The organism is Fusibacter sp. JL298sf-3, assembly GCF_053842995.1.
In genome coordinates this window covers 1272909-1296261 of sequence record NZ_CM132608.1, presented here as the reverse complement: position 1 = coordinate 1296261, position 23353 = coordinate 1272909, and the positions used below count along the sequence as shown (strand labels likewise).

The 23353-nt window shown below is 46.6% G+C and carries 20 protein-coding genes; 18 read left to right on the top strand and 2 right to left on the bottom strand.

The genetic code is table 11. The features are described from left to right. Nucleotides 1-3: 3 nt before the first annotated feature. The 9 genes from ACR6HW_RS06415 (at nucleotide 4) to ACR6HW_RS06375 (ending at nucleotide 9418) form a co-directional block, all read left to right on the top strand. Nucleotides 4-684, top strand: coding sequence for a DUF2225 domain-containing protein (locus ACR6HW_RS06415; RefSeq protein WP_455730319.1), 681 nt, complete (start codon nucleotides 4-6; stop codon nucleotides 682-684). 16 nt (nucleotides 685-700) lie between these two features. After that, nucleotides 701-1291 carry a histidine phosphatase family protein gene (locus ACR6HW_RS06410; RefSeq protein ID WP_455730318.1) on the top strand — a complete coding sequence of 197 codons (591 nt, stop codon included), beginning with the start codon at nucleotides 701-703 and terminating at the stop codon, nucleotides 1289-1291. A 251-nt stretch (nucleotides 1292-1542) separates the two neighbouring features. Then, a complete protein-coding gene (locus ACR6HW_RS06405; RefSeq protein WP_455730317.1) occupies nucleotides 1543-2004 on the top strand; it encodes a chemotaxis protein CheX in 462 nt (153 codons plus the stop codon). A 20-nt stretch (nucleotides 2005-2024) separates the two neighbouring features. Next, nucleotides 2025-2495 (top strand): tRNA (uridine(34)/cytosine(34)/5-carboxymethylaminomethyluridine(34)-2'-O)-methyltransferase TrmL, encoded by a 471-nt coding sequence (trmL, locus tag ACR6HW_RS06400; RefSeq protein ID WP_455730316.1) that lies wholly within the window; start codon nucleotides 2025-2027, stop codon nucleotides 2493-2495. Between the two features lie 143 nt (nucleotides 2496-2638). After that, entirely contained in the window at nucleotides 2639-4279 is a 1641-nt protein-coding gene (locus ACR6HW_RS06395) for a Na/Pi cotransporter family protein (RefSeq protein WP_455730315.1), read from the top strand. A 297-nt stretch (nucleotides 4280-4576) separates the two neighbouring features. Next, nucleotides 4577-5683, top strand: a complete 1107-nt coding sequence (locus tag ACR6HW_RS06390; RefSeq protein ID WP_455730314.1) for a BMP family lipoprotein — start codon at nucleotides 4577-4579, stop codon at nucleotides 5681-5683. A gap of 159 nt (nucleotides 5684-5842) precedes the next feature. Next, entirely contained in the window at nucleotides 5843-7378 is a 1536-nt protein-coding gene (locus ACR6HW_RS06385) for an ABC transporter ATP-binding protein (RefSeq protein WP_455730313.1), read from the top strand. Further along, entirely contained in the window at nucleotides 7365-8468 is a 1104-nt protein-coding gene (locus tag ACR6HW_RS06380; protein WP_455730312.1) for an ABC transporter permease, read from the top strand. The genes ACR6HW_RS06385 and ACR6HW_RS06380 overlap by 14 nt, the downstream gene beginning before the upstream one ends. Further along, nucleotides 8468-9418 (top strand): ABC transporter permease, encoded by a 951-nt coding sequence (locus ACR6HW_RS06375; protein ID WP_455730311.1) that lies wholly within the window; start codon nucleotides 8468-8470, stop codon nucleotides 9416-9418. Before ACR6HW_RS06380 ends, ACR6HW_RS06375 begins: the two co-directional genes overlap by 1 nt. A 64-nt stretch (nucleotides 9419-9482) precedes the next feature. Here ACR6HW_RS06375 and ACR6HW_RS06370 read toward each other — a convergent pair whose 3' ends face one another. Together ACR6HW_RS06370 and proB are read right to left on the bottom strand one after the other, a co-directional pair. Further along, on the bottom strand, nucleotides 9483-10739 hold the full coding sequence (locus ACR6HW_RS06370) for a glutamate-5-semialdehyde dehydrogenase (RefSeq protein ID WP_455730310.1): 1257 nt from the start codon (nucleotides 10737-10739) through the stop codon (nucleotides 9483-9485). 3 nt (nucleotides 10740-10742) lie between these two features. After that, entirely contained in the window at nucleotides 10743-11576 is an 834-nt protein-coding gene (gene proB / locus ACR6HW_RS06365; protein WP_455730309.1) for a glutamate 5-kinase, read from the bottom strand. A 338-nt stretch (nucleotides 11577-11914) separates the two neighbouring features. Between proB and rpoN the strand changes: the two genes are divergently transcribed. From rpoN to ACR6HW_RS06320, 9 genes are all read left to right on the top strand, one after another. Continuing rightward, nucleotides 11915-13327, top strand: a complete 1413-nt coding sequence (gene rpoN, locus ACR6HW_RS06360) for an RNA polymerase factor sigma-54 (RefSeq protein ID WP_455730308.1) — start codon at nucleotides 11915-11917, stop codon at nucleotides 13325-13327. A 184-nt stretch (nucleotides 13328-13511) separates the two neighbouring features. Further along, nucleotides 13512-14570: a sugar-binding transcriptional regulator gene (locus tag ACR6HW_RS06355; RefSeq protein ID WP_455730307.1), complete on the top strand. Its 1059-nt coding sequence runs from the start codon at nucleotides 13512-13514 to the stop codon at nucleotides 14568-14570. Between the two features lie 13 nt (nucleotides 14571-14583). Next, the gene (gene gap, locus ACR6HW_RS06350) at nucleotides 14584-15594 is read left to right on the top strand and encodes a type I glyceraldehyde-3-phosphate dehydrogenase (RefSeq protein WP_455730306.1); all 1011 of its coding nucleotides are present in this window, start codon (nucleotides 14584-14586) and stop codon (nucleotides 15592-15594) included. Nucleotides 15595-15851: 257 nt separating this feature from the next. Next, nucleotides 15852-17042, top strand: coding sequence for a phosphoglycerate kinase (locus tag ACR6HW_RS06345; RefSeq protein ID WP_455730305.1), 1191 nt, complete (start codon nucleotides 15852-15854; stop codon nucleotides 17040-17042). Nucleotides 17043-17050: 8 nt separating this feature from the next. Beyond that, nucleotides 17051-17797, top strand: a complete 747-nt coding sequence (tpiA, locus tag ACR6HW_RS06340) for a triose-phosphate isomerase (protein ID WP_455730304.1) — start codon at nucleotides 17051-17053, stop codon at nucleotides 17795-17797. 10 nt (nucleotides 17798-17807) lie between these two features. Continuing rightward, nucleotides 17808-19337: a 2,3-bisphosphoglycerate-independent phosphoglycerate mutase gene (gene gpmI / locus ACR6HW_RS06335; protein WP_455730303.1), complete on the top strand. Its 1530-nt coding sequence runs from the start codon at nucleotides 17808-17810 to the stop codon at nucleotides 19335-19337. A gap of 13 nt (nucleotides 19338-19350) precedes the next feature. Then, entirely contained in the window at nucleotides 19351-20640 is a 1290-nt protein-coding gene (eno, locus tag ACR6HW_RS06330; RefSeq protein WP_455730302.1) for a phosphopyruvate hydratase, read from the top strand. Between the two features lie 410 nt (nucleotides 20641-21050). Next, the gene (gene secG, locus ACR6HW_RS06325; protein ID WP_455730301.1) at nucleotides 21051-21281 is read left to right on the top strand and encodes a preprotein translocase subunit SecG; all 231 of its coding nucleotides are present in this window, start codon (nucleotides 21051-21053) and stop codon (nucleotides 21279-21281) included. A 71-nt stretch (nucleotides 21282-21352) separates the two neighbouring features. Beyond that, nucleotides 21353-23335, top strand: a complete 1983-nt coding sequence (locus ACR6HW_RS06320) for a sodium-translocating pyrophosphatase (RefSeq protein WP_455730300.1) — start codon at nucleotides 21353-21355, stop codon at nucleotides 23333-23335. Nucleotides 23336-23353 lie beyond the last annotated feature (18 nt).

Genomic DNA, 23353 nt, shown 5'->3' with positions numbered 1-23353 from the left:
ATCATGAGCGATTTATTTGATCGCGCCTATCATTGTGAAGTCTGTGGAGAAAATTTTGACTCCAAACAAGTGAGAACCTCTGCAATTCGAACCAAAAGTAGAATGAAAGATTTTCATGCGACATTTCACGGGGAAAACCCAACCTATTACGGTGTGATTTGTTGCCCGTCTTGCGGCTATGCACAATTTGAGAGCGACTTTAAAAAGAAAGTAACCGATACCGACCGAGATAAAATTCAACTTGTAATTTCAACCAATTGGAAGGCGCAAGACTTTACAAAAGAGCGAAGCGTTGAAGACGCCATACGCGTACACACCATAGCCATTGCCAGCTACAAATTAAAAAATGCCCCCGCCAGTACAATGGCGAAGCTCTATTTGAGGCTGTCGTGGTTTTATAGAGAAAGCGACTTGTTTACAGACAGTAAAAAGTACATGCGCTTGGCTTTAGACGCTTTTATAGACAGTTATGAAAATGAGAAACTAGACGAAATGAGCGGTAAAGAACTGGAGACCATATACCTCATTGGTGAACTCAACCGCCAACTTGGCAACTTTAGCGAGGCCGTTCGTTGGTTTGACCAAACGGTGCGCCATGAGTTCGCTTATAAGAACCGTTTAATTGTCACATACGCGAGGGAACAGTGGGCCCTGGCGGTGGAACAACACAACGACAATCGATAGGAAAGGGGTGCAGGATATGAACGTATATTTGGTGAGACACGGGCAGACATATGCCAACGCCGAGCAAAAATTTGCAGGGATTTGGGACGTGTCGCTGAACGAAATCGGGGAAGCACAAGCCAGACGCGCATCTGAAAAACTCAATGCCGTCGCATTTGACAAAATCTACGCTTCGGATTTAAAGCGTGCTTTTAACACAGCTGAAGCCATTGCCAACGGCGCAGATATCGAACCGACGCCGGCCTTTAGAGAACTGAACTTCGGCAATTGGGAGAAAAAGACCATTGCGGAGATTAAAGCAATGGACCAAGACGGTTTTTTCGAGTGGGTAAAAGCGTATGAAACGTTTAATGCTCACGGCGGGGAAAGTGTCACGGAACTTTACGAGCGCGTCAGCGCCGCGTACGACGCCATTGTAGCGGCGCACGGCGAGGATTCCGACAAAAATGTATTGATTGTGGCACACGGCGGCGTCATTCAGGCACTCATGAGTCATATTTGCTACGGAAATATCTCGGGATATTGGAGATTTCGTGTAGACAACTGCGGTATCAATCGTGTAGAATATGTCATGGGCTACCCGGTTATAAGACAGATTAATGCCTAGTGAACAGTCTCGTTGAGGCCTAATTAAAACGGGTAAATCGTTCGTTTCCGCGCAAGGCGAATTATCGACGACAATGCGAGAGCGTGTCGAAAGAGCTTAACACCTACAGTACGCTGGCGTAAAACCGTCCTATTAAAATTCACTTTACATGAATACCGACGTGAAAAATGGGCATCAGTATAGCATATTCATTGTCACACGAACACTAGGTATGATATAGTGTAATAGGAGATAAATAAGGAGGGTATGGCGTGAAAGTAGAACAAGTAAATGCATTTATCAGTGCATCTAAAGAAGTCCTTAATAACTTTGTGTCCAGCAAATTTGGCGTGGGCAAACCTTTTGTTAGACAGAGTCCTTTTCCGACGAAAGAAGTCGTTATCATGCTGGGAATTACCGGCGATATAAAAGGTCAAGCTGTTCTGAGTCTGGATGAAGAGATGGCCAAGCGCGTCGCGTCTGGTATGATGATGGGCATGCCCGTTGACACACTTGACGAGATGGCCAAGAGCGCCTTATCGGAACTCGGCAACATGATTATGGGAAACTCTGCCACATTGCTCTTTAACCAAGGGTTTCAGGTGGACATTACACCGCCGTCGCTCATTAAAGGCAGTAGCATCGAAGTGAGTACAGCGGGGATGGAAACCATCTGTGTACCGCTAATTAGCGATGAAGGCACCATCGAGTTCGACATCGGCTTAAAAAATTAAACTGGAGAATACAAAAACGCATGGCAATAAATATTGTTCTTTATCAACCGGAAATACCACCAAATACCGGTAATATTGCGCGTACTTGCGCAATTACGGGGTCGAAACTACATCTAATAAAGCCCCTTGGGTTTTCAATAGACGATAAACATCTAAAACGAGCGGGGCTCGACTACTGGTCTTATCTCGATATCGAGGTACATGAGAGCGAGGCGGCGTTTCTTGAAAAATACGGCGACCAAAAGCTGTTTCTTTCCACGACAAAAGCGCATAAACACTACGACGAAATGACATTTGACGACGGGTGCTTTATCGTGTTCGGGAAAGAGACGTCGGGCCTGCCTCAACACCTTCACGAGCAGTACGCAGAAGGACGTTTTAAAATTCCTATGCTCGAGAATGAAGCACTCAGAAGTCTCAATCTTTCCAATGCAGCGGCGATTGTGTTGTATGAAGCACTTAGACAGACGGGGTTTAAGGGACTGAAATAGCGTATGGTGCCCTGGATGTAAATTAAACACTACACTTCTGTATTTACATGAACTGTAGTGCTTTTTTATGACATGAACTGCGAGAAGGCAGTTGATGATAGATTTAAGTCAATTTGAAGGAGAGGAAAATGGGTGGCTTTGATTTGAAAAGTTTATTTGAGATCCTACTTCCACTGTTTGCGGGACTCGGACTGTTTCTCTACGGTATGAATATCATGAGTGACGGCCTCGAGAAATCAGCTGGAAACAAGCTCGAAAAGATTATTGAAAAGCTTTCGGGCAATATTTTCAAAGGGATTCTCATGGGAACGTTTGTGACCTTTGTGGTTCAAAGTTCTTCTGCGACGACAGTTATGGTCGTAGGTTTCGTCAACGCGGGGATTATGAACCTCACACAGGCAATCGGCATTATTATGGGAGCCAATATCGGAACGACGATTACGGCTCAGTTGGTATCAATTGACGTTTCGGCGCTCGCACCGATTGCCATTGTCAGTGGTATGGCGATGCGCATGTTTTCGAAGAACAACAGGCAGTTGGTTTGGGGAGAAGTGCTCCTCGGCTTCGGTATTTTGTTCTTCGGCATGGATGTCATGAAAGAGGCGATGTCCCCTTTAAAAGACAGTCAAGCTTTTGTAGAGATGATTCAGAACATCGGTTCAGGAACTTGGCTAGGGACTATTGAAGGGTTCGCACTGGGGCTGCTCATCACTGCTGTGGTACAGAGTTCTTCTGCGACGACAGGGATGCTCGTAGCACTTGCACACGCAGGTGCACTGCCGATAGAAGCGGCATTTCCGATTTTGCTGGGCTCCAATGTCGGTACTTGTGTAACGGCGATGATTTCATCAGTGGGCGCCAACAGAACGGCGAAGAGAGCGGCTTGGATGCACTTGTTGTTCAACTTAGTGGGTAGTTTGATTTTCTTACTGTTCTTGAGCTCTTTAACCATCAAGCTCGTCACGTCGATGAGTGTGATACCGGAAAGACAACTTGCCAACGCGCATACCTTGTTTAACATTGCCAACACGTTGTTGCTCTTGCCGTTTGCCGGTCTTATCGTCAAAGCGGTTAAGTACATCTTACCGGTGACTGAAGAAGAAGAGCAAGAAGCGCTTCTGGAAAAACGTCTTCTCGACGACCGTTTCTTAGAGACGCCTTCTATTGCCATGGGCCAAGTGACCAAGGCGGTGTTACAAATGGGAGAACTGGCGAAGAAATCGCTGGATTCTGCAACGACAGCCGTCATCAACAACGACTATAAAATGGCGAAGAGCACTTTCAAAACGGAAAAGAAAATTAACGCACTCGAACGCGAAATCAGTGAATTTTTAGTGAAATTATCGAATACGGCCATCGATGCCGACGACCGCATTGTCATCGACAGTTTGTTTGATACCATTAACGACATTGAACGCGTCGGCGATCACGCGGACAACATCGCGGAGTTGGCGGCTTACAAAGTCGACAACAACGTGCGCTTTTCCGAAAAAGCCCTTGCAGAAATGCAGGAGATGGTCGCTAAAGTTATGGAGACCTACGACTACGCTTTAGCAGCTTTAAACACGTTTGACATCCACAAGGCGAAGAAAGCTGTGGAAATGGAAGGCGTTGTGGATGAAATGGAAAAAGTGTTGCGTAAAAAGCACATTGCACGTCTTAATGAAGGGCGCTGTGAAACGAGTTCGGGAATTGTCTTCCTCGACTTGTTGAGCAATTTGGAACGGGTATCTGACCACGCCTCCAATATAGCGCTGGCAACTTTAGATGCAAAACAAAGCTAAAATTATCAAAATTGAAGAATTTATTAACGCACTATACGAATTCATGTGGTAAAGTTACAAAAAAAAGAGGCGATTGGTGTTCATTTTATATTAAATTGGTGATGGATTTGGTGATTTAATATAATGATTAAACAAATATAAATTGGATATAATGATAAAAGACAGCCCAATAGCTTCGTGCGTTTTATAAATTCATTCAAAAAGTTTTTAGGTTTAAGAAGGATTTTTCTTTTGAATGTCGAATATGTGTTATTCGGGCAAAATTCTATATGAATGAAAAGAGGAGGAAACATTAAAATGCGTAAAAGAGTGATTGCTTTTCTAATGGTGGCGATGCTTATGAGTTTATCGCTTGTAGGCTGTGGCGCACAATCAGAAGGAGACGTTACAAAAGTAGGTATGGTAACGGACTCGGGTTCTATTGACGACAAGTCGTTCAACGAAGGGACTTGGACGGGTATCAAGCGCTATGAAGAAGAGAAAAAGACAATTGAAGCGAGCTATCAACAACCAGATAACGAGTCTACAACAGATTATCTGAACTCAATTCAAAACTTAGTGGACACAGACCACAAAATCATCGTAACACCAGGTTACAAGTTTGAAGAAGCGATTTACCAAGCACAAGAGCAGTACCCAGATACGACTTTTGTCTTAATCGACGGTTCTCCAAACAATGCCGATTTTGAAGCAGAGGAAGGTCCTACTTACAAAATCGGACCAAATACAGTTGCTGTATTCTTTAACGAGCACGAAGCGGGCTTCTTAGCAGGTGTAGCAGCAGCACTCTCTACTGAAACTGGCAAATTAGGTTTCGTAGGTGGCTTAGAGATTCCACCGGTTCAAAAATTTGGTTGGGGTTATAAAGCTGGCGTTAAGTACGCAAACGACAACTTCGGCTCAAACGCAGAAGTGGTTGACTACATTTACGAAGGGTCTTTCAACAACGTAGCTGGTGGCGGTCAAATCGCTTCAGGTATGTATGACAAAGGCATCGACATTATCTTCCACGCAGCAGGTGGCGTAGGTGTCGGCGTATTTGGTGAAGCTATTGAGCGTGCTAAAGTTGGTGAAAACGTATACGTTATCGGCGTCGACGTTGACCAATACGACCAAGGTAAAATCTCAGAAGAAGACGATGCAAAATCAGTTACGTTAACTTCAGCAGTTAAGGGTATTGACGTTGCGGCGTATGAGTACATTGATGCACAGTTAAACGGCTCGTTCCCAGGTGGTGAAGAAATCAGACTTTCACTTGCTGACGGCGGCGTAGGCATCCCTGCTGAAAACCCGAACTTAAGCGATGAAGTCTTCGAAAAGATTAAAGAAGCTGAAAAAGCAGTTGTAAACGGCGACGTCGTCGTACCGGCTACTCAAGAAGCACTAGATGAATATTTAAAATAAAGTTGTCCGACTTTAAATACTGAAAGATACAGGCTTGGAAGGTGCAACAAGAGATGTTGCACCTTCTCTATTCATGCGGCAAAGTCGCAGAGGCCTGCCGGACGTCAGTAATTTTGTGATGTAAACAAAAACGAATTCAGATAAGGTTAGGGTGAAGCAATGAAATACGTTATTGAGATGCTCGACATTCGAAAAGAATTTCCTGGAATCGTTGCAAACGACAATGTGACATTGCAAGTGGAGAAAGGCGAAATTCACGCGCTGTTAGGCGAAAACGGTGCGGGAAAGTCCACTTTGATGTCGGTTTTGTTTGGAATGTATCAACCCGAAGCAGGAAAGATTAAAGTCAAGGGGAAAGACGTCAAAATCACCAACCCGAATGTTGCCAACGACCTCGGTATCGGCATGGTGCATCAGCACTTTAAGCTGGTAGATGTCTTTACGGTAACTGAGAACATCATCTTGGGGATGGAGCCGAAAAAAGGGCTTAAAATCGATATCGATTCGGCGGCGAAGCGCATACAAGAGCTGTCGGACCAATACGGTTTAAGCGTCGATCCCCACGCGCTTGTACAAGACATTTCTGTCGGTATGCAGCAACGCGTGGAAATATTAAAGATGCTCTATAGAGATGCTGAAATACTCATTTTCGACGAACCGACTGCGGTGTTGACACCACAGGAGATTCACGAGCTAATGGGGATTATGAAGCGCTTGAAAAAAGAAGGCAAATCAATTGTTCTGATTACACATAAATTAAAAGAAATCAAGGAAGTTTCGGACCGCTGTACCGTTCTCAGAAAGGGCAAGTACATCGGTACGGTGGATGTCGCTGAAACCTCTGAGGACGATATGGCAAAGCTCATGGTCGGCCGCGACGTCAACTTTATTGTCGATAAAAAACCGGCAGAACCGAAGCAAGTGGTGTTGAGTGTCAAGGGCTTGAATGTCCTCGACAACAGAAAACTGCCCGCTGTGCGCAACCTCGACATCGAGGTAAAAGCCGGCGAGATTATGGGGATTGCCGGTATCGACGGCAACGGTCAGAAAGAGCTGATCGAAGCCATTACAGGCTTGCGCCATATTGAATCCGGTGCGGTTACACTAAATGGTGTGGATATTACAGGACTGAGCATTCGCGAGAAAACAGAATCCGGCATTGGACATATCCCGGAAGACCGCCACAAACACGGCTTGGTATTGGATTATTCTCTCGGTGAAAACATGGTGTTGCAGACGTATTACCAAAAGCCGTTCTCTAAAAACGGCATTTTAAACAAAGAGGAAATTAAGAGTTACGCCGAACGCTTAATAGCGGAGTTTGACGTGCGTTCTGGTCAAGGGCCTATTACCACTGCCAGAAGTATGTCCGGCGGGAATCAACAAAAGGCGATTATCGCCAGAGAGGTCGACCGATCACCGGCACTTCTCATTGCGGCACAACCGACACGTGGGCTAGATGTCGGCGCTATTGAGTACATCCATAAGCGTCTCATTGAAGAACGCGACAAAGGCAAAGCGGTGTTGCTCATCTCTTTTGAGCTGGATGAAGTACTCAATGTGTCAGATCGGATTTCGGTTATCTACGAAGGCAATATCGTCAGTGTAATGGGCGCCGAAGAGACAGATGAAAACGAACTCGGCCTCTTAATGGCCGGCTCAAAAAAAGGAGGTGCAGCGCATGAAAAGGTTTAAAAGACTTTTGGCAAGTGACAGCGGACAGGACAAGCTGATTCCTTTTGTTGCGGTTGCACTGGGCTTTGTCATCGGGGCACTGGTCATGCTCTTGTCAGGGTTTAATCCCCTTAGAGCGTATTCAGAGCTCTTTAAAGGCGCTGGCCTCTATGGGAACATCAAGCGTTTCGGCGATACGTTGCTTGTAATGACGCCGCTTATTCTTACGGGTCTGTCAGTGGCTTTCGGCATGCGCACCGGTCTTTTTAACATCGGTGCTTCCGGTCAAATGCTGATGGGGGGCTGTGCAGCTGTAGCTGTCGGCGTCCTTCTCGAGTTGCCGAAAATCGTCCATCTGCCACTGGCTGTAGTAACTGCCGTTTTGGTCGGTGCACTCTGGGGCATGATACCAGGCATATTAAAAGCCAAGTTCAACGTGCACGAAGTCGTCGTGACGATTATGATGAACTGGATTGCCGTTTGGAGCGTCTACTGGTTTGTTCCCGAGTTTATCAAGGGTAAATTCGATACGGAATCGGCGCCTATTCGCGCATCAGCCAGCTTGAGAACAGATTGGATGACGGATTTGTTTAACGGCTCCAGCGTCAATCTCGGTTTATTTTTAGCCTTAGTTGCGGCGGTGGTCATTTGGTGGATTCTCGAAAAGACCACTTTCGGCTACGAGCTCAAAGCGGTGGGGCACAACAAACACGCTGCTGAGTACGCAGGTATTAAAGTGAACCGCAACATCGTTTACTCTATGATGATTGCCGGTGCTCTAGCAGGACTTGCTGGTGCTACTTTCTATTTAGGGTATACGGACAACGTGAAAATCGGTGAGTTGCCGACGCTTGGCTTCGACGGTATCGCCGTAGCCCTACTCGGCTTAAACACGCCAATTGGCGTCGTGCTGTCTGCGCTCCTATTTGGTATTATGAACGCCGGAAAGGGTCTAATGCAGGCCGCTACCAAAGTGCCGAACGAACTCGTTCAAGTTATTATCGCCGTTATCATCTTTTTCTCGGCATCGACAATGCTCATTAAGAAGTGGATGAAACGGGTTGCCAATAAAAAATCCAAGGCCGAGTCCGGAAGTGGAGGTGCAAACTAATGTGGGATTTTATTACGAGTATCATACCTTTGTCACTTACGTATACAGCGCCATTGCTCGTTATCGCCCTCGGCGGTCTCTACAGTGAGCGCAGCGGTGTGGTCAATATCGGTCTAGAAGGTTTAATGGGCGTCGGCGCCTTTGCCTCTGCGCTATTTGTCGCTCAGAGCGCCGGTGCTTTCGGCGGGGCGACCGTGTGGCTTGCGCTGTTAGTCGGCGCCATGGCGGGCTTGCTCTTATCGTTCTTCCACGCATTTGCCAGTGTATCGATGAATGCCGATCAGGTTATCAGCGGTACGGCGATTAATATGTTTTCACTCGCCATCACGGTTTACTTGGCGCGTTGGATTACAACGAGCTCCAACATTCAAATTAAAACTTCTTTTGCCCGCACGGAGATTCCGTTGCTCAGCGATATTCCCGTCATCGGGCCTTTGCTTTTCAGCAAAGTGTACTATACGACATATATTGTCTTGGCCCTTGTTGCCATTAGTTATTTCTTACTTTACAAGACGCGCTTTGGTCTTCGCCTGCGCGCCTGTGGTGAAAACCCACATGCGGCGGATTCAATGGGCGTAAGTGTTAAGAAAATGCGCTACACCGGCGTCTTGATTTCAGGGGCTCTAGCAGGTCTCGGCGGTGCCATTGTTATCTTGACCTATGCAAAAGAGTTTTCCCAGTTGACCTTTAACGGTCTCGGTTTCCTCGCGTTAGCCGCTTTGATTTTCGGTCGCTGGAAGCCTTGGGGGATTCTCGGTGCCGCACTGTTCTTCGGTACAGCGATGACCATTTCCAACATCGCTGTGATTTACGATTCGCTAAAATCTGTACCGAACATTATACTCAACACTTTCCCATATGTGATGACACTCATTGCATTGGTTCTGTTTTCTAAAAATGCCGCCGGTCCGAAAGCGGCAGGCGAGCCGTACGATGTGGGTAAGCGTTAACTTAACTTTGTAATATAAAAATGACACAGCCTCAGCTGTGTCATTTTTTATGTTTTAGAGAGCGCTAGCGCACTTGGCCGTTTCCGAAGACGATGTACTTGTTCGTCGTAAGGGCTTTAAGGCCCATAGGACCTCTGACGTGCAGTTTCTGGGTGCTGATGCCGATTTCAGCTCCAAAACCAAATGCGGCCCCGTCTGTAAAGCGCGTCGATGCGTTGACGTACACAGCAGCTGCATCGATTTCGCGATGGAAGCGCATGGCGTTATCGTAGCTGTGGGTGACAATGGCTTCAGAGTGTCCAGAGCCGTAGTGATTGATGTGTTCAATAGCTTCGGCAATACCGTCGACGATTTTTACGGCGATGACAGCGTCTAAAAACTCCGTGTGGTAATCTTCTTCTGTAGCAAGTGTAGAGGTGATTCCAAACTCAGACAGCAGTTCAACTGTTTTTTTACACCCGCGTATGTCAACGGAGAGTGCCGTTAAAGCGCAGGCGATTTTAGGTAGATGCGATTGGGCGACGGCGCAATCTACGAGAAGGTTTTCAGCGGCGTTACAGACCCCAAGGCGGCTCGTTTTAGCGTTAACGACAATTTCAATGGCCATGTTCAGCTCGGCGTGTTCGTCCACATAGATATGGCAGTTGCCGACGCCGGTTTCAATAACCGGTACAGTAGCGTTTTGAACCACCGCTTGGATTAGTCCGGCACCGCCTCTAGGAATCAAAACGTCGATGTAGGCGTTGAGTCGCATCATGGCGGTGGCGGTTTCTCTGCTGGTGTCTTCTAACAACTGAACGCTATAATCGGGAAGCCCCACTTGGCAAAGCGCCTCAGACATAAGGGCGCATAGGGCGAGATTTGAATGAAGGGCTTCGCTTCCACCTCTCAGGACAACGGCATTTCCGGCTTTTAAACAAAGGGCAGCGGCATCGACAGTGACATTGGGGCGCGCCTCGTATATGATGCCGACGACCCCTAGTGGGACGCGTTTGTTTCCAATGGTCAGACCGTTTGGGCGTTGCCACATGCGGTCGACTTCGCCAATGGGGTCTTCCAGCGCGGCAATGGCTTTAACGGCGTCGGCCATTTGTAAGAGGCGCTCCTCGGTAAGGGTCAAGCGGTCGAGCAGAGCCGGTGGCATCCCCATTTCCCGCGCCTTTTTCAAATCCTTTTGATTTTCCGCCAGCAGAGAAGCGCTATTGGCAGATAACATGGCTGCAATACGCAACAAAGCGCGGTTTTTTTCACACGTTGAAACGCCGCTCAGAAGGTGCGATGCGCTCTTGGCACGAGCGCCGATGTTGTTTAAATCCGTCATTGATCACACCTCATTTCTCTTATTAAGGATTTTTCCACGTCGGACAAAGAGTGTCCCCCGATGTCGGCCTTCTAAAATATCGTAGAGAATGGCCGGCGATTCGCCGCTGGCAACAATGGTGTTGACGCCGGCTTCTCCCGCTAATTTTGCCGCTGTTAGTTTGCTCAGCATGCCGCCGCTGCCTCTGGCTGTACCGGCGCCACCTGCTAGCTTTAAGATGTCTTCGGTAACGTCTTCGACGACGGCAATCGGTTCGGCGGCTTGATCCTCCCGTGGGTCAGCTGTATAAAGGCCGCCGATGTCAGAGAGGTTAATGAGCAAATCCGCTTCAATGATAACAGCGACAATTGCGGCGAGGGTATCGTTTTCGCCGAAGTTGCATTCAATTTCTTCTGTTGCGACAGTATCGTTTTCGTTGACGACAGGTAGGGCACCCAGTTTGAGCAAACGGTTAAAGGTGTTTTGTGCATTTTGGCGTTTGTCCGGTTGTTCCACAACATCTCGCGTCAAAAGCAGTTGACCGACTGCGTAGTGGTGTTCTGAAAGCAACTGGCTGTAAAGATGCATAATCTCACATTGTCCCACAGCTGCTGCAGCTTGTTTGCCCGCCATTGTTTTCGGGCGTTTGCGCAACCTCAGTTTGCTCATGCCGACGCCGATGGCGCCGGAGCTGACCAGCACAATTTCCCGCTGCTGGTTTTTCAAATCTGCAATGACCCTTATCAGCGCTTCAATACGTCTGAGGTTCAATTTGCCGCTCTCGTGTGTGAGTGTTGAAGTGCCCACTTTGATGACAATGCGATGGGCGGCTTTGATCTCTGACAACAATGCTTCCATTGCGGCCTCCTTCCACTTGTTTTTTTATAGATGGTTTCTATAGTACCACGTTTTTTTGAAAATGCAAGAATTCTCTGAAGTTTAAATGTGTTGTTAACAATTTTATGTTTGGGTGCCGATGCGTTGTTTAATGACAGCTATAAAAAGACAAGGTGCGCGGCGTTAAAAGTCCCGCACCGACTGTTCACAAGTCCTTAAATTTGATATAATATTCTTAACCGAAAAATAACGTAAGATGCGACGTCAGCATCTAAAAATCGGTGAGACAGTTGCTATTTTAATGAAGAAATTGCAAGGTCTATGCGATTTCTTTAATTCTGTTGAGATGAGGCATAATTATGAAAATGAACTTCAATTTGAATTTGTCGCAGACTCAAAAGCTCGTTATGACACCGGAGTTGAAACAAGCTATTGAGATACTACAGTACACATCGCAGGAGCTCAACGAGTTCATTGGAGAAGCGCTTCTCAGTAACCCTATACTGGAGAAGCCTTCCGGTGAGGAACTCGGCGATAGTGCGCAAGCGCAAGAGGACGGGTTTGACTACGACCACGATAAAGGGGCTGATAAGACTTTTGACTGGGAGGAAGTGGTCAACTATTTTGACGAGCCGAGAATTCGCTCAGATCGTCATGTGGACACGTCGGAAACTTTGGCTTACGACCACTATTTGGCAGATGAAGAGACGCTTAAAGAGTATTTGCGCCTGCAGCTTAATTTTGCCGGTCTGGAGCATCCTCTTGAAAAAGTGTGCGATTACATTATCGAAAACATCGACGACAACGGCTATCTCAACATGACGACTGAAGAAGTGGTTTTGAATTTTGACATCCACTACGAAGAAGTGGAGCGCTTGATAAAACTGGTTCAAACGTTTGATCCGCCAGGGGTCGGCGGCAGAAGTGTAGAAGAGTGTCTGCTCATTCAGCTCTATCAGCAAGGGTTTGAAGAAAGCCTCGAAGAGGTACTGGTTCTCAACTATTTAGAAGCGTTGAGTGAGAAGAAGTACGCGCAGATTGCAAAAGCACTGAAGGAGTCGCCGGAGCGCATACAAAGCGCCTACGATTTCATTAAAACGCTGGAACCGAAACCCGGCAGAGGGTTTAGTTCCACGCGACATGTGAAGTACGTCACGCCGGATGTCTATGTTGAAAAAGAGAAAGGCGTCTACAATGTGCGCGTCAACGAATCTTCTGCGCCGCGCTTGAGAATTAACAGCTTTTACAAAAGGATGCTGTCACAGATCGAAAAAGACGCCAACACAGTGGACTACCTCAGTAAAAATCTCCAATCGGCGCTTCGACTTATTAAATCCATTGAACAGCGTCGCAACACCATTAAACGCGTTTGTGAGGCTATTGTGGCCTATCAGATCGATTTCTTTGAACAGGGGTTGCTCTACTTGAAGCCCCTTAATCTCAAGGATATCGCCGATGAAATTGAAGTGCACGAATCCACTGTGAGTCGAGCCGTCAACGGCAAGTACATGCAGTGCCCCAATGGGCTCTTTGAAATCAAATACTTTTTTCAAAGCGGTGTTAAAAATTTCGGCGGCGACGGCGTGTCGTCAGAGAGCATTAAGGTGCTGATTCGCAGCATGGTGGCAGAAGAAAATGAGAAAAAGCCGTTAAGTGATCAAAAAATTGCCGATACACTGGCGGAGAAGGGGATCGAAATCTCTCGACGCACCGTTGCAAAGTATCGAGACGAACTGCTCATCCCCCCCTCTTCTAAGCGCAAACGCGTTTAGTTATAGAATAGTTATAATGAGTTGGACTTTATTTATCCCGCGTGGCGAAAAAAGTCCAACTTTTTTTCAAAAGCTATTGTATTCCTTTTTACAGATGGTATAATGTCAGTGAGGTTATTTTTTTTAACCTATGCGGGACAGAAAATAAAACGCTAATCTAAAAATTATCCCAGGAGGTGTACGCGTGAAACCAGGTGAAATGAATCGCACAGAAAAAATGATGTTTGTCTTAAAATATGTATTTCCAGAAATGGACGAACTGTTGCCTGTTCGATTTAATCTGTTGAATGCCATACACTCAAAGCAGCCTGTGGGCAGAAGACTGCTGTCCAGCACCATGGGGTATACCGAACGCGTGGTGAGAAGGGAATGTGACATTTTAAAAGAATCGCATCTCATCGACTATCACCCCGACGGTATGCGCATAACTGAACGGGGCGTCGAAGCACTTGACGCGTTATCAGACATATTCTATAAAATGACCGGATTGACCACTTTGTCAGAGCATTTGGCAGAGGCACTCAACATTAAAAAAGTTGTCATCGGCTCAATCGGCCCCTATAGAGAAGAGGCGACTTTGAGCGAAGTGGGCATTGAAGCGGCCAAGTATTTGAACACATGCATCCATCCGAAAAGTATTATCGGATTAACTGGCGGTTCTTCGATAGAAAAAGTAATAAGTGGGTATAAAACTGACTGGGTACAATTTGACCGGTCTGAGGTAGTCGTAGTCCCAGCGAGGGGCGGCTTAGGCAATAAGAGCGAGCACCAAGCCAATACACTTGCCGAACGCCTTGCAAACAAGCTCGATGCGGAATACCAACTGCTTTACACGCAGGACAATCTGTCGCAGTCGACGATTGAAGAACTGAAAAACGAACCGAGTATACAGAAAATACTGAAGAGCATTGAAGCAATAGACATTTTGGTCTTTGGCGTAGGCAAGGCGAGCGTTATGGCCAACCGACGCGTGCTCGACCAAACGGAGATTGACACGATTATGAAAAAGGGTGCTGTGGCTGAATCCTTTGGCTACTACTTCAACAAAGACGGTGAAATTGTTCATGAAATCAGTACCATCGGTATTGATTTGCAAAAATACAAGACATTACAGAACGTCATCGCCGTTGCGGCAGGTGAGGATAAAGTGGAGGCGATTGTCGCCATTACCAAACTTAATCCGAACCTCGTCTTGGTGACGGATGAACAGACTGCAAAGTCAATTCAATCGTATTTAATTTAAGGAGGATAACACGATGGCTAAAGTAGCAATTAATGGTTTCGGTAGAATCGGAAGAAACGTATTTAAAGTGGCAATGGCACAACAAAATCCTAACTTTGAGATCGTTGCAATCAACGATTTAACAGACGCAAAAACACTTGCGCATTTATTGAAGTACGACTCGCTTTTCGGCAAGTTCGACGGTACAGTTGAAGCCGCTGAGAACGCTTTAATCGTCAACGGCAAAGAGATTAAAATTTTTGCTGAAAGAGATCCAGGCGCATTGCCTTGGAAAGAACTCGGCGTAGATGTCGTCATTGAATCTACAGGTCTTTTCAAAGACAAAAAGTCTGCGGGTAAACACATTGAAGCCGGTGCTAAAAAAGTGGTGATTTCTGCACCAGCGAAAGACGAAGACATTACAATAGTAATGGGTGTTAACGACGGGGATTACAATCCTGAAACACATCACATTGTATCCAACGCCTCATGTACAACCAACTGTCTGGCACCTTTTGCTAAAGTAATAGATCAAGAGTTCGGCATTGTAAAAGGTTTGATGACAACGGTTCACGCCTATACAAACGACCAAAGAATTCTCGATACGCCTCACAAAGATTTGAGAAGAGCTAGAGCGGCAGCTGAAAGCATCATCCCTACCTCAACCGGTGCTGCTAAAGCTGTTGCTTTGGTCCTTCCTCAACTTAAGGGCAAGTTCAACGGCATGGCGATGCGCGTACCGACACCAACGGTTTCTGCAGTAGATATCGTCATTGAAACAGAAAAACCTGTGACTATGGAAGCGGTTAATGCAGCACTTAAGTCTGCATCTGAAGGCGAATTAAAAGGCATTATGGGCTTTGAAGAAGAGCCACTTGTATCAATGGACTTCAAACAAGATCCTAGAAGCTCTATCATCGATTCGCTTTCAACTATGGTTATGGGCGACAACATGGTGAAAATTCTTTCTTGGTACGATAACGAGTGGGGTTACTCTTGCAGAGTTGTAGACCTCGTAAGCTTAATGGTAGAAAAGGGACTGTAAGAACGCTCCGAATTTCACTTCATTATATTTCTTGTAATGAATAATTGTGATATAATCACTTCTTGAAGGGGAACGGTCTTCACTTGGTGAAGCGTTAAGACACGCGTTATCGACGCCAAATCGATAATAGCTGCAGTGGGAAACGGGAGAAGGGGCAACAGACCTGTCTCCCGGTCTCTGCGCAAAACATGAGTAGCCCTGAATGCCTTCAGGGCTATGACTGTTGTTCCCCATTTGATAATAGATGGAGGCTTTGAATGTTTAATAAGAAAACTGTAGAAGACATAGACGTAAGAGGCAAGCGGGTGCTTGTGAGATGTGATTTTAACGTTCCGATTCAAGAAGGCAAAATCACCGATGAAAATAGAATTAACGGCGCTATGCCGACAATAGAATACCTTGTGCAAAACGGTGCAAAAGTTATTTTATGTTCGCATCTCGGTAAACCGAAGAGCTATGATCTTGCGTTTACACTTAAACCTGTGGCGGACCGTCTCTCTGAAAAGCTTGGAAAACCGGTGGTTTTCAACTCGGAAGAAGAAGTGGTCGGTCCTTTGACGCGTCAGGCGGTAGAAGCACTTTCAGAAGGCGATGTGCTTTTACTTGAGAATACGCGTTTCAGAAAAGAAGAAACCAAGAATGGCGAAGCGTTCTCAAAAGAGTTGGCATCACTTGCTGACGTGTTTGTGAACGACGCTTTCGGAACGGCACATAGAGCGCACGCTTCTACAGTGGGCGTAACTGCTTTTATCGACACGTCTGTGTGCGGGTACTTGATTCAGAAAGAACTCAAGTTCTTAGGAGAAGCTGTTGAAACGCCAGTTAGACCGTTTTGTGCCATTTTAGGCGGTGCCAAGGTTTCGGATAAAATTAAGGTAATTGAGAACTTAATTACGAAAGTTGATACACTGATTATCGGTGGTGGTATGGCGTATACGTTTTTAAAGGCACAGGGCTATAAAGTCGGAAAATCCCTCGTGGAAGAAGACAAAGTCGACTACGCTAAGCAAATGCTAGAAGACGCAAAAGTCAAAGGCGTTCAGTTGCTGTTGCCGACAGATCACGTCGTCGCGACGGATTTTGATAAAAATGCTGAGCCGATTGTCACTGAAGATGCCAATATTGAAGACGGCTTTATGGGCCTCGACATCGGACCGAAGACTGCGGCGGCCTATGCCAAAGCGGTACTAGATGCTAAAACGGTGGTTTGGAACGGCCCAATGGGGGTTTTCGAGTTTGAAAACTTCGCAAAAGGCACCATTGAAGTCGCCAAGGCGCTCGCTTCTTCTGAAGCGACGACAATTATCGGTGGCGGCGACAGTGCAGCGGCAGTTAATACCCTTGGATTTGGGGATGAAATGACGCATATTTCAACAGGAGGCGGCGCTTCTTTAGAGTTTTTAGAAGGTCTTGTACTCCCTGGAATCGATGCGCTTAACAATAAATAGGAGGACTTATGAGAAAGCCAATTATTGCTGGTAACTGGAAAATGCATAAGACCGTTTCTGAAGGTGTCGCTTTTGTCAAAGCGGTAGCGCCGGAAGTTCAAGGCACCGATGTGGAGGTGCTCATCTGTGCACCCTACACATTGTTGCCTGCACTTGTAGAGGCGGCAAAAGGAACGCCGGTTAAAATCGGCGCACAAAATATGCACTATGAAGACAAGGGCGCTTTCACAGGCGAAGTCAGTGCCGATATGCTCCTTGATATCGGGGTGACACACGCGATTATCGGCCACTCGGAGAGAAGACAGTATTTTGGTGAAACCGATGAAACGGTTAACAAGAAGACGCTGAAAGCGCTTTCCAAAGGTCTGGTTCCAGTGGTTTGCTGTGGCGAGAGCCTCGAAGAGAGAGAAGCCGGTGAAACAAAGGCCGTTTGTGAGCGACAAGTAAAAAAAGCTTTTGAAACGGTTTCAGAAGCCGACGCGGCAAAGGTCGTCGTCGCTTATGAGCCGATTTGGGCAATTGGAACCGGTAAGACGGCCAGTAGCGAAGAGGCAAACGATGTCATCGCCTTTATTAGAAGTGTTTTAACAGAACTCTATGGCGATGCGGTTTCTGAAGAAATTAGAATACAGTACGGCGGCAGTGTTAAACCTGCAAACGTCGAAGACATTATGAATCAAACGGACATCGACGGCGCGCTGGTAGGCGGCGCCAGCCTTGAAGCAGAGAGCTTTGTCCAGCTCGTCAATTTTTAAGGAGCGATTTATGAAAAAACCTGCAGCGCTAATCATACTCGACGGTTGGGGGCTTAGCAATACTGAAGCCGGAAACGCGGTTTTAGAAGCCAACACGCCGGTTTATGATCGCTTATTGAAACAGTATCCCAATACGACCCTCGCCGCTAGCGGCATGGCTGTGGGGCTGCCCGACGGACAGATGGGCAACTCGGAAGTCGGCCACTTAAACATCGGTGCAGGGCGCATCATTTATCAAGAACTCACGCGGATTACCAAGTCTATTGAAGACGGCGACTTCTTTGATAACGCCGAATTGAAATCGGCGATGGCACATGCAAAGGCACACGGCACCAAACTCCACACGTGGGGGCTCTTGTCCGACGGCGGTGTGCACAGCCACATCAATCACTTAAAAGCATTGATTAAAATGGCCAAACAAGAAGGCCTGGACAACATCTACGTCCACGCGTTTATGGATGGTCGCGATACGTCCCCGACAGCAGGTGTCCAGTACCTCAAGGCCCTTCAGCGTTATATGGACGATATCGGATTCGGCAAAATTGCATCGATTTCAGGCCGCTACTATTCGATGGATCGAGACAACCGTTGGGAGCGCATTGAGAAATCTTACGACATGCTCGTGAAGGGGGAAGGCGTCAAGGCGTCTGATGCTGTTGAAGCTATTGAAAACTCCTATGCACAAGGCGTTACAGACGAGTTTGTTCTCCCTACTGTCATCATGGATGGCAGTAAGCCGACGGCAACTGTCGGCAAGGACGATGCGGTTATTTTCTTCAACTTCAGACCCGATAGGGCGCGACAAATAACGCGGTCGTTGCTCGACGTTGAGTTTACAGGCTTTGAAAGAACACATTTTCCACTGAAGTACGTCGGTTTTACACAATACGACAAGACCATTGCCAACTTGGGCATTGCTTATCCACAGCAAAAGATTACGATGACACTTGGCGAGTACCTTTCTCAAAACGGCAAAGCCCAATTGCGCATTGCCGAGACAGAAAAATACGCGCATGTGACCTTTTTCTTCAACGGCGGCGTCGAACAGCCGACCCCACTGGAAGACCGTGTGCTCATCGAATCGCCTAAAGTCGCCACGTACGATCTTAAGCCGGAGATGTCGGCCTACGAAATGACCGATAGACTCCTTGCGGAAATCGACGCGGACAAGTACGATTTTATCGTTATTAATTACGCCAACCCGGACATGGTCGGCCACACCGGCATTTTCCCTGCTGCGGTGAAAGCTGTAGAAACAGTGGATACGTGCCTCGGTAAAATTGTCGACAAGCTGGAGTCAGTCGGCGGAAGTTTTGTTATTACAGCGGATCACGGCAATGCAGAAGAAATGCTGACAGCGGACAACAAGCCGATGACAGCGCATTCCACGAACAAAGTACCATGCATTGTCGGTGGTACCGGATCGGTGTCGTTGAGAAACGACGGCAAATTATGCGATTTGGCACCGACCCTCTTGGGTATGTTAGGCATGGACGTGCCAACTGAAATGTCAGGTAAGTCTATTATTATAAATAAATAATTGGAGGTATCAAATGTCAGTTATATCAGATGTTTATGCAAGAGAGATACTGGATTCACGCGGCAATCCAACAGTAGAAGTAGAAGTTTATTTAGAAGACGGTTCTTTGGGTAGAGCAGCAGTGCCATCAGGTGCTTCAACCGGTGCTTTCGAAGCTGTTGAATTAAGAGACGGCGACAAATCGCGTTACCTCGGCAAAGGTGTCGAAAAAGCGGTTGAAAACATCAATGACATTATCGCACCTGAACTGGAAGGCTGGGATGTCTTTGATCAAGTGGGTATCGACAAAATGATGATCGAGCTCGACGGTACGCCAAACAAAGCCAAACTCGGTGCTAACGCCCTTCTCGGTGTTTCCATTGCCGTGGCTAAAGCGGCGGCAGACTCTTTAGGTCTTGCACTTTACGAATACGTCGGTGGTACCAACGCGAAGACCTTGCCTGTTCCGATGATGAACATTATGAACGGCGGCGCACATGCGGACAACAACGTCGATATTCAAGAGTTCATGGTAATGCCTGTAGGTGCAAAGACCTTTAAAGAAGCTTTGAGATGGGGCGCTGAAATCTACCACGCGCTTAAAGCGGTTCTCAAATCTAAAAAACTGGCTACAGGTGTAGGCGATGAAGGTGGTTTCGCACCGAACTTGCCGACAAATGAAGATGCACTTAAAGTCATTGTAGAAGCGATTGAAAAAGCGGGTTACAAGCCGGGCGAAGAAATTAAACTTGCCCTCGACGTCGCTGCAAATGAGCTTTACGATGAGAAGACAGGTAAGTACACATTGGCCAGTGAAGGCAGAGAGTTTACGTCTGAAGAACTCGTCGCTTACTACGGCGACTTGGTCGATAAGTATCCAATTATCTCAATTGAAGACGGCTTAGCTGAAGAAGACTGGGCAGCTTGGACACATATGGTGGCCAAACTCGGAGACAAAATTCAAATCGTCGGCGACGACTTGTTCGTTACGAACACAGAGAGACTTTCAAGAGGCATCAAAGAGAAATCTGCAAACTCTATCTTGATTAAACTCAACCAGATCGGTACGATTACTGAGACACTTGACGCTATCGAAATGGCGAAGAGAGCTGGTTTTACAACCATCAGTTCACACCGTTCAGGCGAAACAGCAGATTCGACAATTGCCGATATGGCAGTGGCTGTTAACGCGGGACAAATCAAAACAGGTGCCCCTGCGAGAACAGACCGTGTAGAAAAATACAATCAATTGCTGAGAATTGAAGAGCAACTTGGCGATAACGCCATTTATCCAGGCATGGAGACGTTCTACAATCTCAGATAAGCATCATTTTCCCACAATTTATGCAATCCCTCTTAAGAGAGGTTTAAGAGGTGCCAATAACGCAATTCTCAATGACAAAGAGAAAAAGAAAAAAAGAAGAGCTTGGTGGACAGCAACCACCAAGCTCTCATCTAGTCGGCGAAGTCGGCTAGATGAGAACTTTTAGGAAAAGTCGAAAGACAAGGCGCGGGAAAAGCCAGCGAGAAGAGCGTACCGAACGTACGTGATTAGAGCGGGATTTGACCAGCAACGCCGTATTTCGGCGTTTATCTACAAGTTAAGAGCTTGGTGGACAGCAACCACCAAGCTTTTTTCAAAATATGACGCAAATATCCAATGGGTCGTTGTAATTTAGGCTTACGTATGATAAAATACATACGTTAAGCAAGTAAAGTGGAGGTGAAAGGGATATGAACACATTATTCAGCGTATTACTTATTATTTCGTCTGTAGTGCTGATTGCGAGTATTTTACTTCAGTCGGGCAAGTCGGCGGGACTTTCGGGTTCTATTGGCGGCGGTGCTGAACAACTATGGGGTAAAAACAAGGCGCGAGATTACGATGCGAAATTTGACAAGATTACGAAGATTTCAGCAATCGTTTTCATGATTTCAGCATTAGTTATGGCCTATATACAATAATTGGCATTCTTGCCGATTGTTGTATATTTTTTTCCTATGCGTGACTTTAGATTGTGGGGAGGAATAATAACATGAATTACGCATTATTATCGGCGGGAGCAGGTCTTATTGCCCTGATCTTTGCTGCATTTTTGGTGGTTCGAAAGATCAACGTGATCTCGGTAAACCACCCGAGAATGAAAGAAATTGCGACGTATATTCAAGACGGTGCAATGGCTTTCTTAAGAAGAGAATACAAGGTATTGGTTATTTTTTCAATCGTGTTGGCAGTTGCAATAGCCCTAGGGTTAAAAAGCGTCCCGACAGCGGTTGCCTTTTTATGTGGTGCTGCTTTTTCTGCTACAGCAGGATTTGTCGGCATGCGCGTTGCGACAAAAGCCAATGTGAGAACGGCTTTTGCAGCTAAAGAGAGCGGCATGAACAGAGCGCTTTCAGTAGCGTTTTCAGGTGGTGCCGTCATGGGGATGTCTGTCGTTGGTTTAGGCTTACTCGGCGTCAGCACACTTTATTTCATTTTTGGTGAACCTCAAATCATCACTGGTTTTGGTCTCGGTGCATCATCTATTGCACTTTTTGCCCGTGTCGGTGGTGGTATCTACACGAAGGCAGCAGACGTCGGCGCTGACCTCGTAGGTAAAGTTGAAGCGGGCATTCCAGAAGACGATCCGAGAAACCCAGCGGTTATCGCAGATAACGTGGGTGACAACGTCGGTGATGTCGCCGGTATGGGCGCTGACCTCTTTGAATCGTATGTCGGTTCTATTATCGCAGCTATTACACTCGGTACACTTGATAAAGGTGTAAACGGTGCCTACTTCCCGCTTATTTTAGCGGCATGTGGTATCCTAGCATCTGTTATCGGTACATTCTTTGTAAGAGGCGATGAAAAATCTGATCCGCATAAAGCGCTTAAAAAAGCCACATATGTCAGTGGTGTTTTGGTAACAATAGCTGCATTTGGACTCAGCAAGTATTTCTTCGGCGACTTAAAAGCATTTTTTGCAATTGTTGCAGGTTTATTATGTGGTATTTTAATTGGCGTTGTGACGGAAATTTATACGTCAGGCGACCACAAGTTCGTTAAGAAAATCGCTGAGCAATCTTTAACAGGTCCTGCGACGACGATTATCTCAGGTATTGGCGTAGGTATGGTTTCAACCCTCTGGCCAATCCTCTTTATTTCAGTTGCAACACTTGTTGCTTTTGAGTTTGCAGGCCTTTACGGTATTGCACTTTCTGCCGTTGGTATGCTTTCAACAGCGGGAATTACGGTTGCTGTCGATGCATACGGTCCAATCGCCGACAATGCCGGCGGTATTGCAGAAATGAGCGAGCTTCCAAAAGAAGTGCGTTCTATTACGGACAAGCTCGATGCTGTGGGTAACACAACAGCTGCTATCGGCAAGGGTTTTGCCATTGGTTCAGCGGCACTTACAGCACTTGGTCTCTTTGCTTCTTATTCTCAAGAAGTCGGCCTTACAAGCATTAACGTCCTCAACCCAAAAGTGGTTGTCGGTCTCTTTATCGGCGGTATGTTGCCGTTTATCTTCTCAGCGCTTACAATGGAATCCGTTGGTAAAGCAGCTTACGATATGATCGAAGAAGTTAGACGTCAGTTCAAGTCGATTCCAGGCATCATGGAAGGTAAAGCAACACCGGATTACACGAGATGTGTAGACATTTCGACAACAGCTGCTTTAAGAGAGATGATGATTCCGGGCCTTATGGCTGTGTTGGTACCAATTGCAGTCGGTCTTGTACTCGGTGTTGAAGCACTTGGCGGCATGCTTGCAGGTAGCCTTGTAACAGGCGTTCTCCTCGCTATCTTTATGGCAAATGCAGGAGGGGCTTGGGACAATGCGAAGAAGTATGTTGAAGAAGGTAACTTTGGTGGCAAAGGTTCAGAAGCGCATAAAGCGAGTGTCGTTGGCGATACTGTCGGTGACCCGTTTAAAGATACTTCAGGCCCTTCAATCAACATCTTAATCAAATTGATGACCATCGTATCATTGGTATTTGCACCATTGTTCGTGGCCATCGGCTCGTTATTCTAGAGCGTAACTATAAGTAAT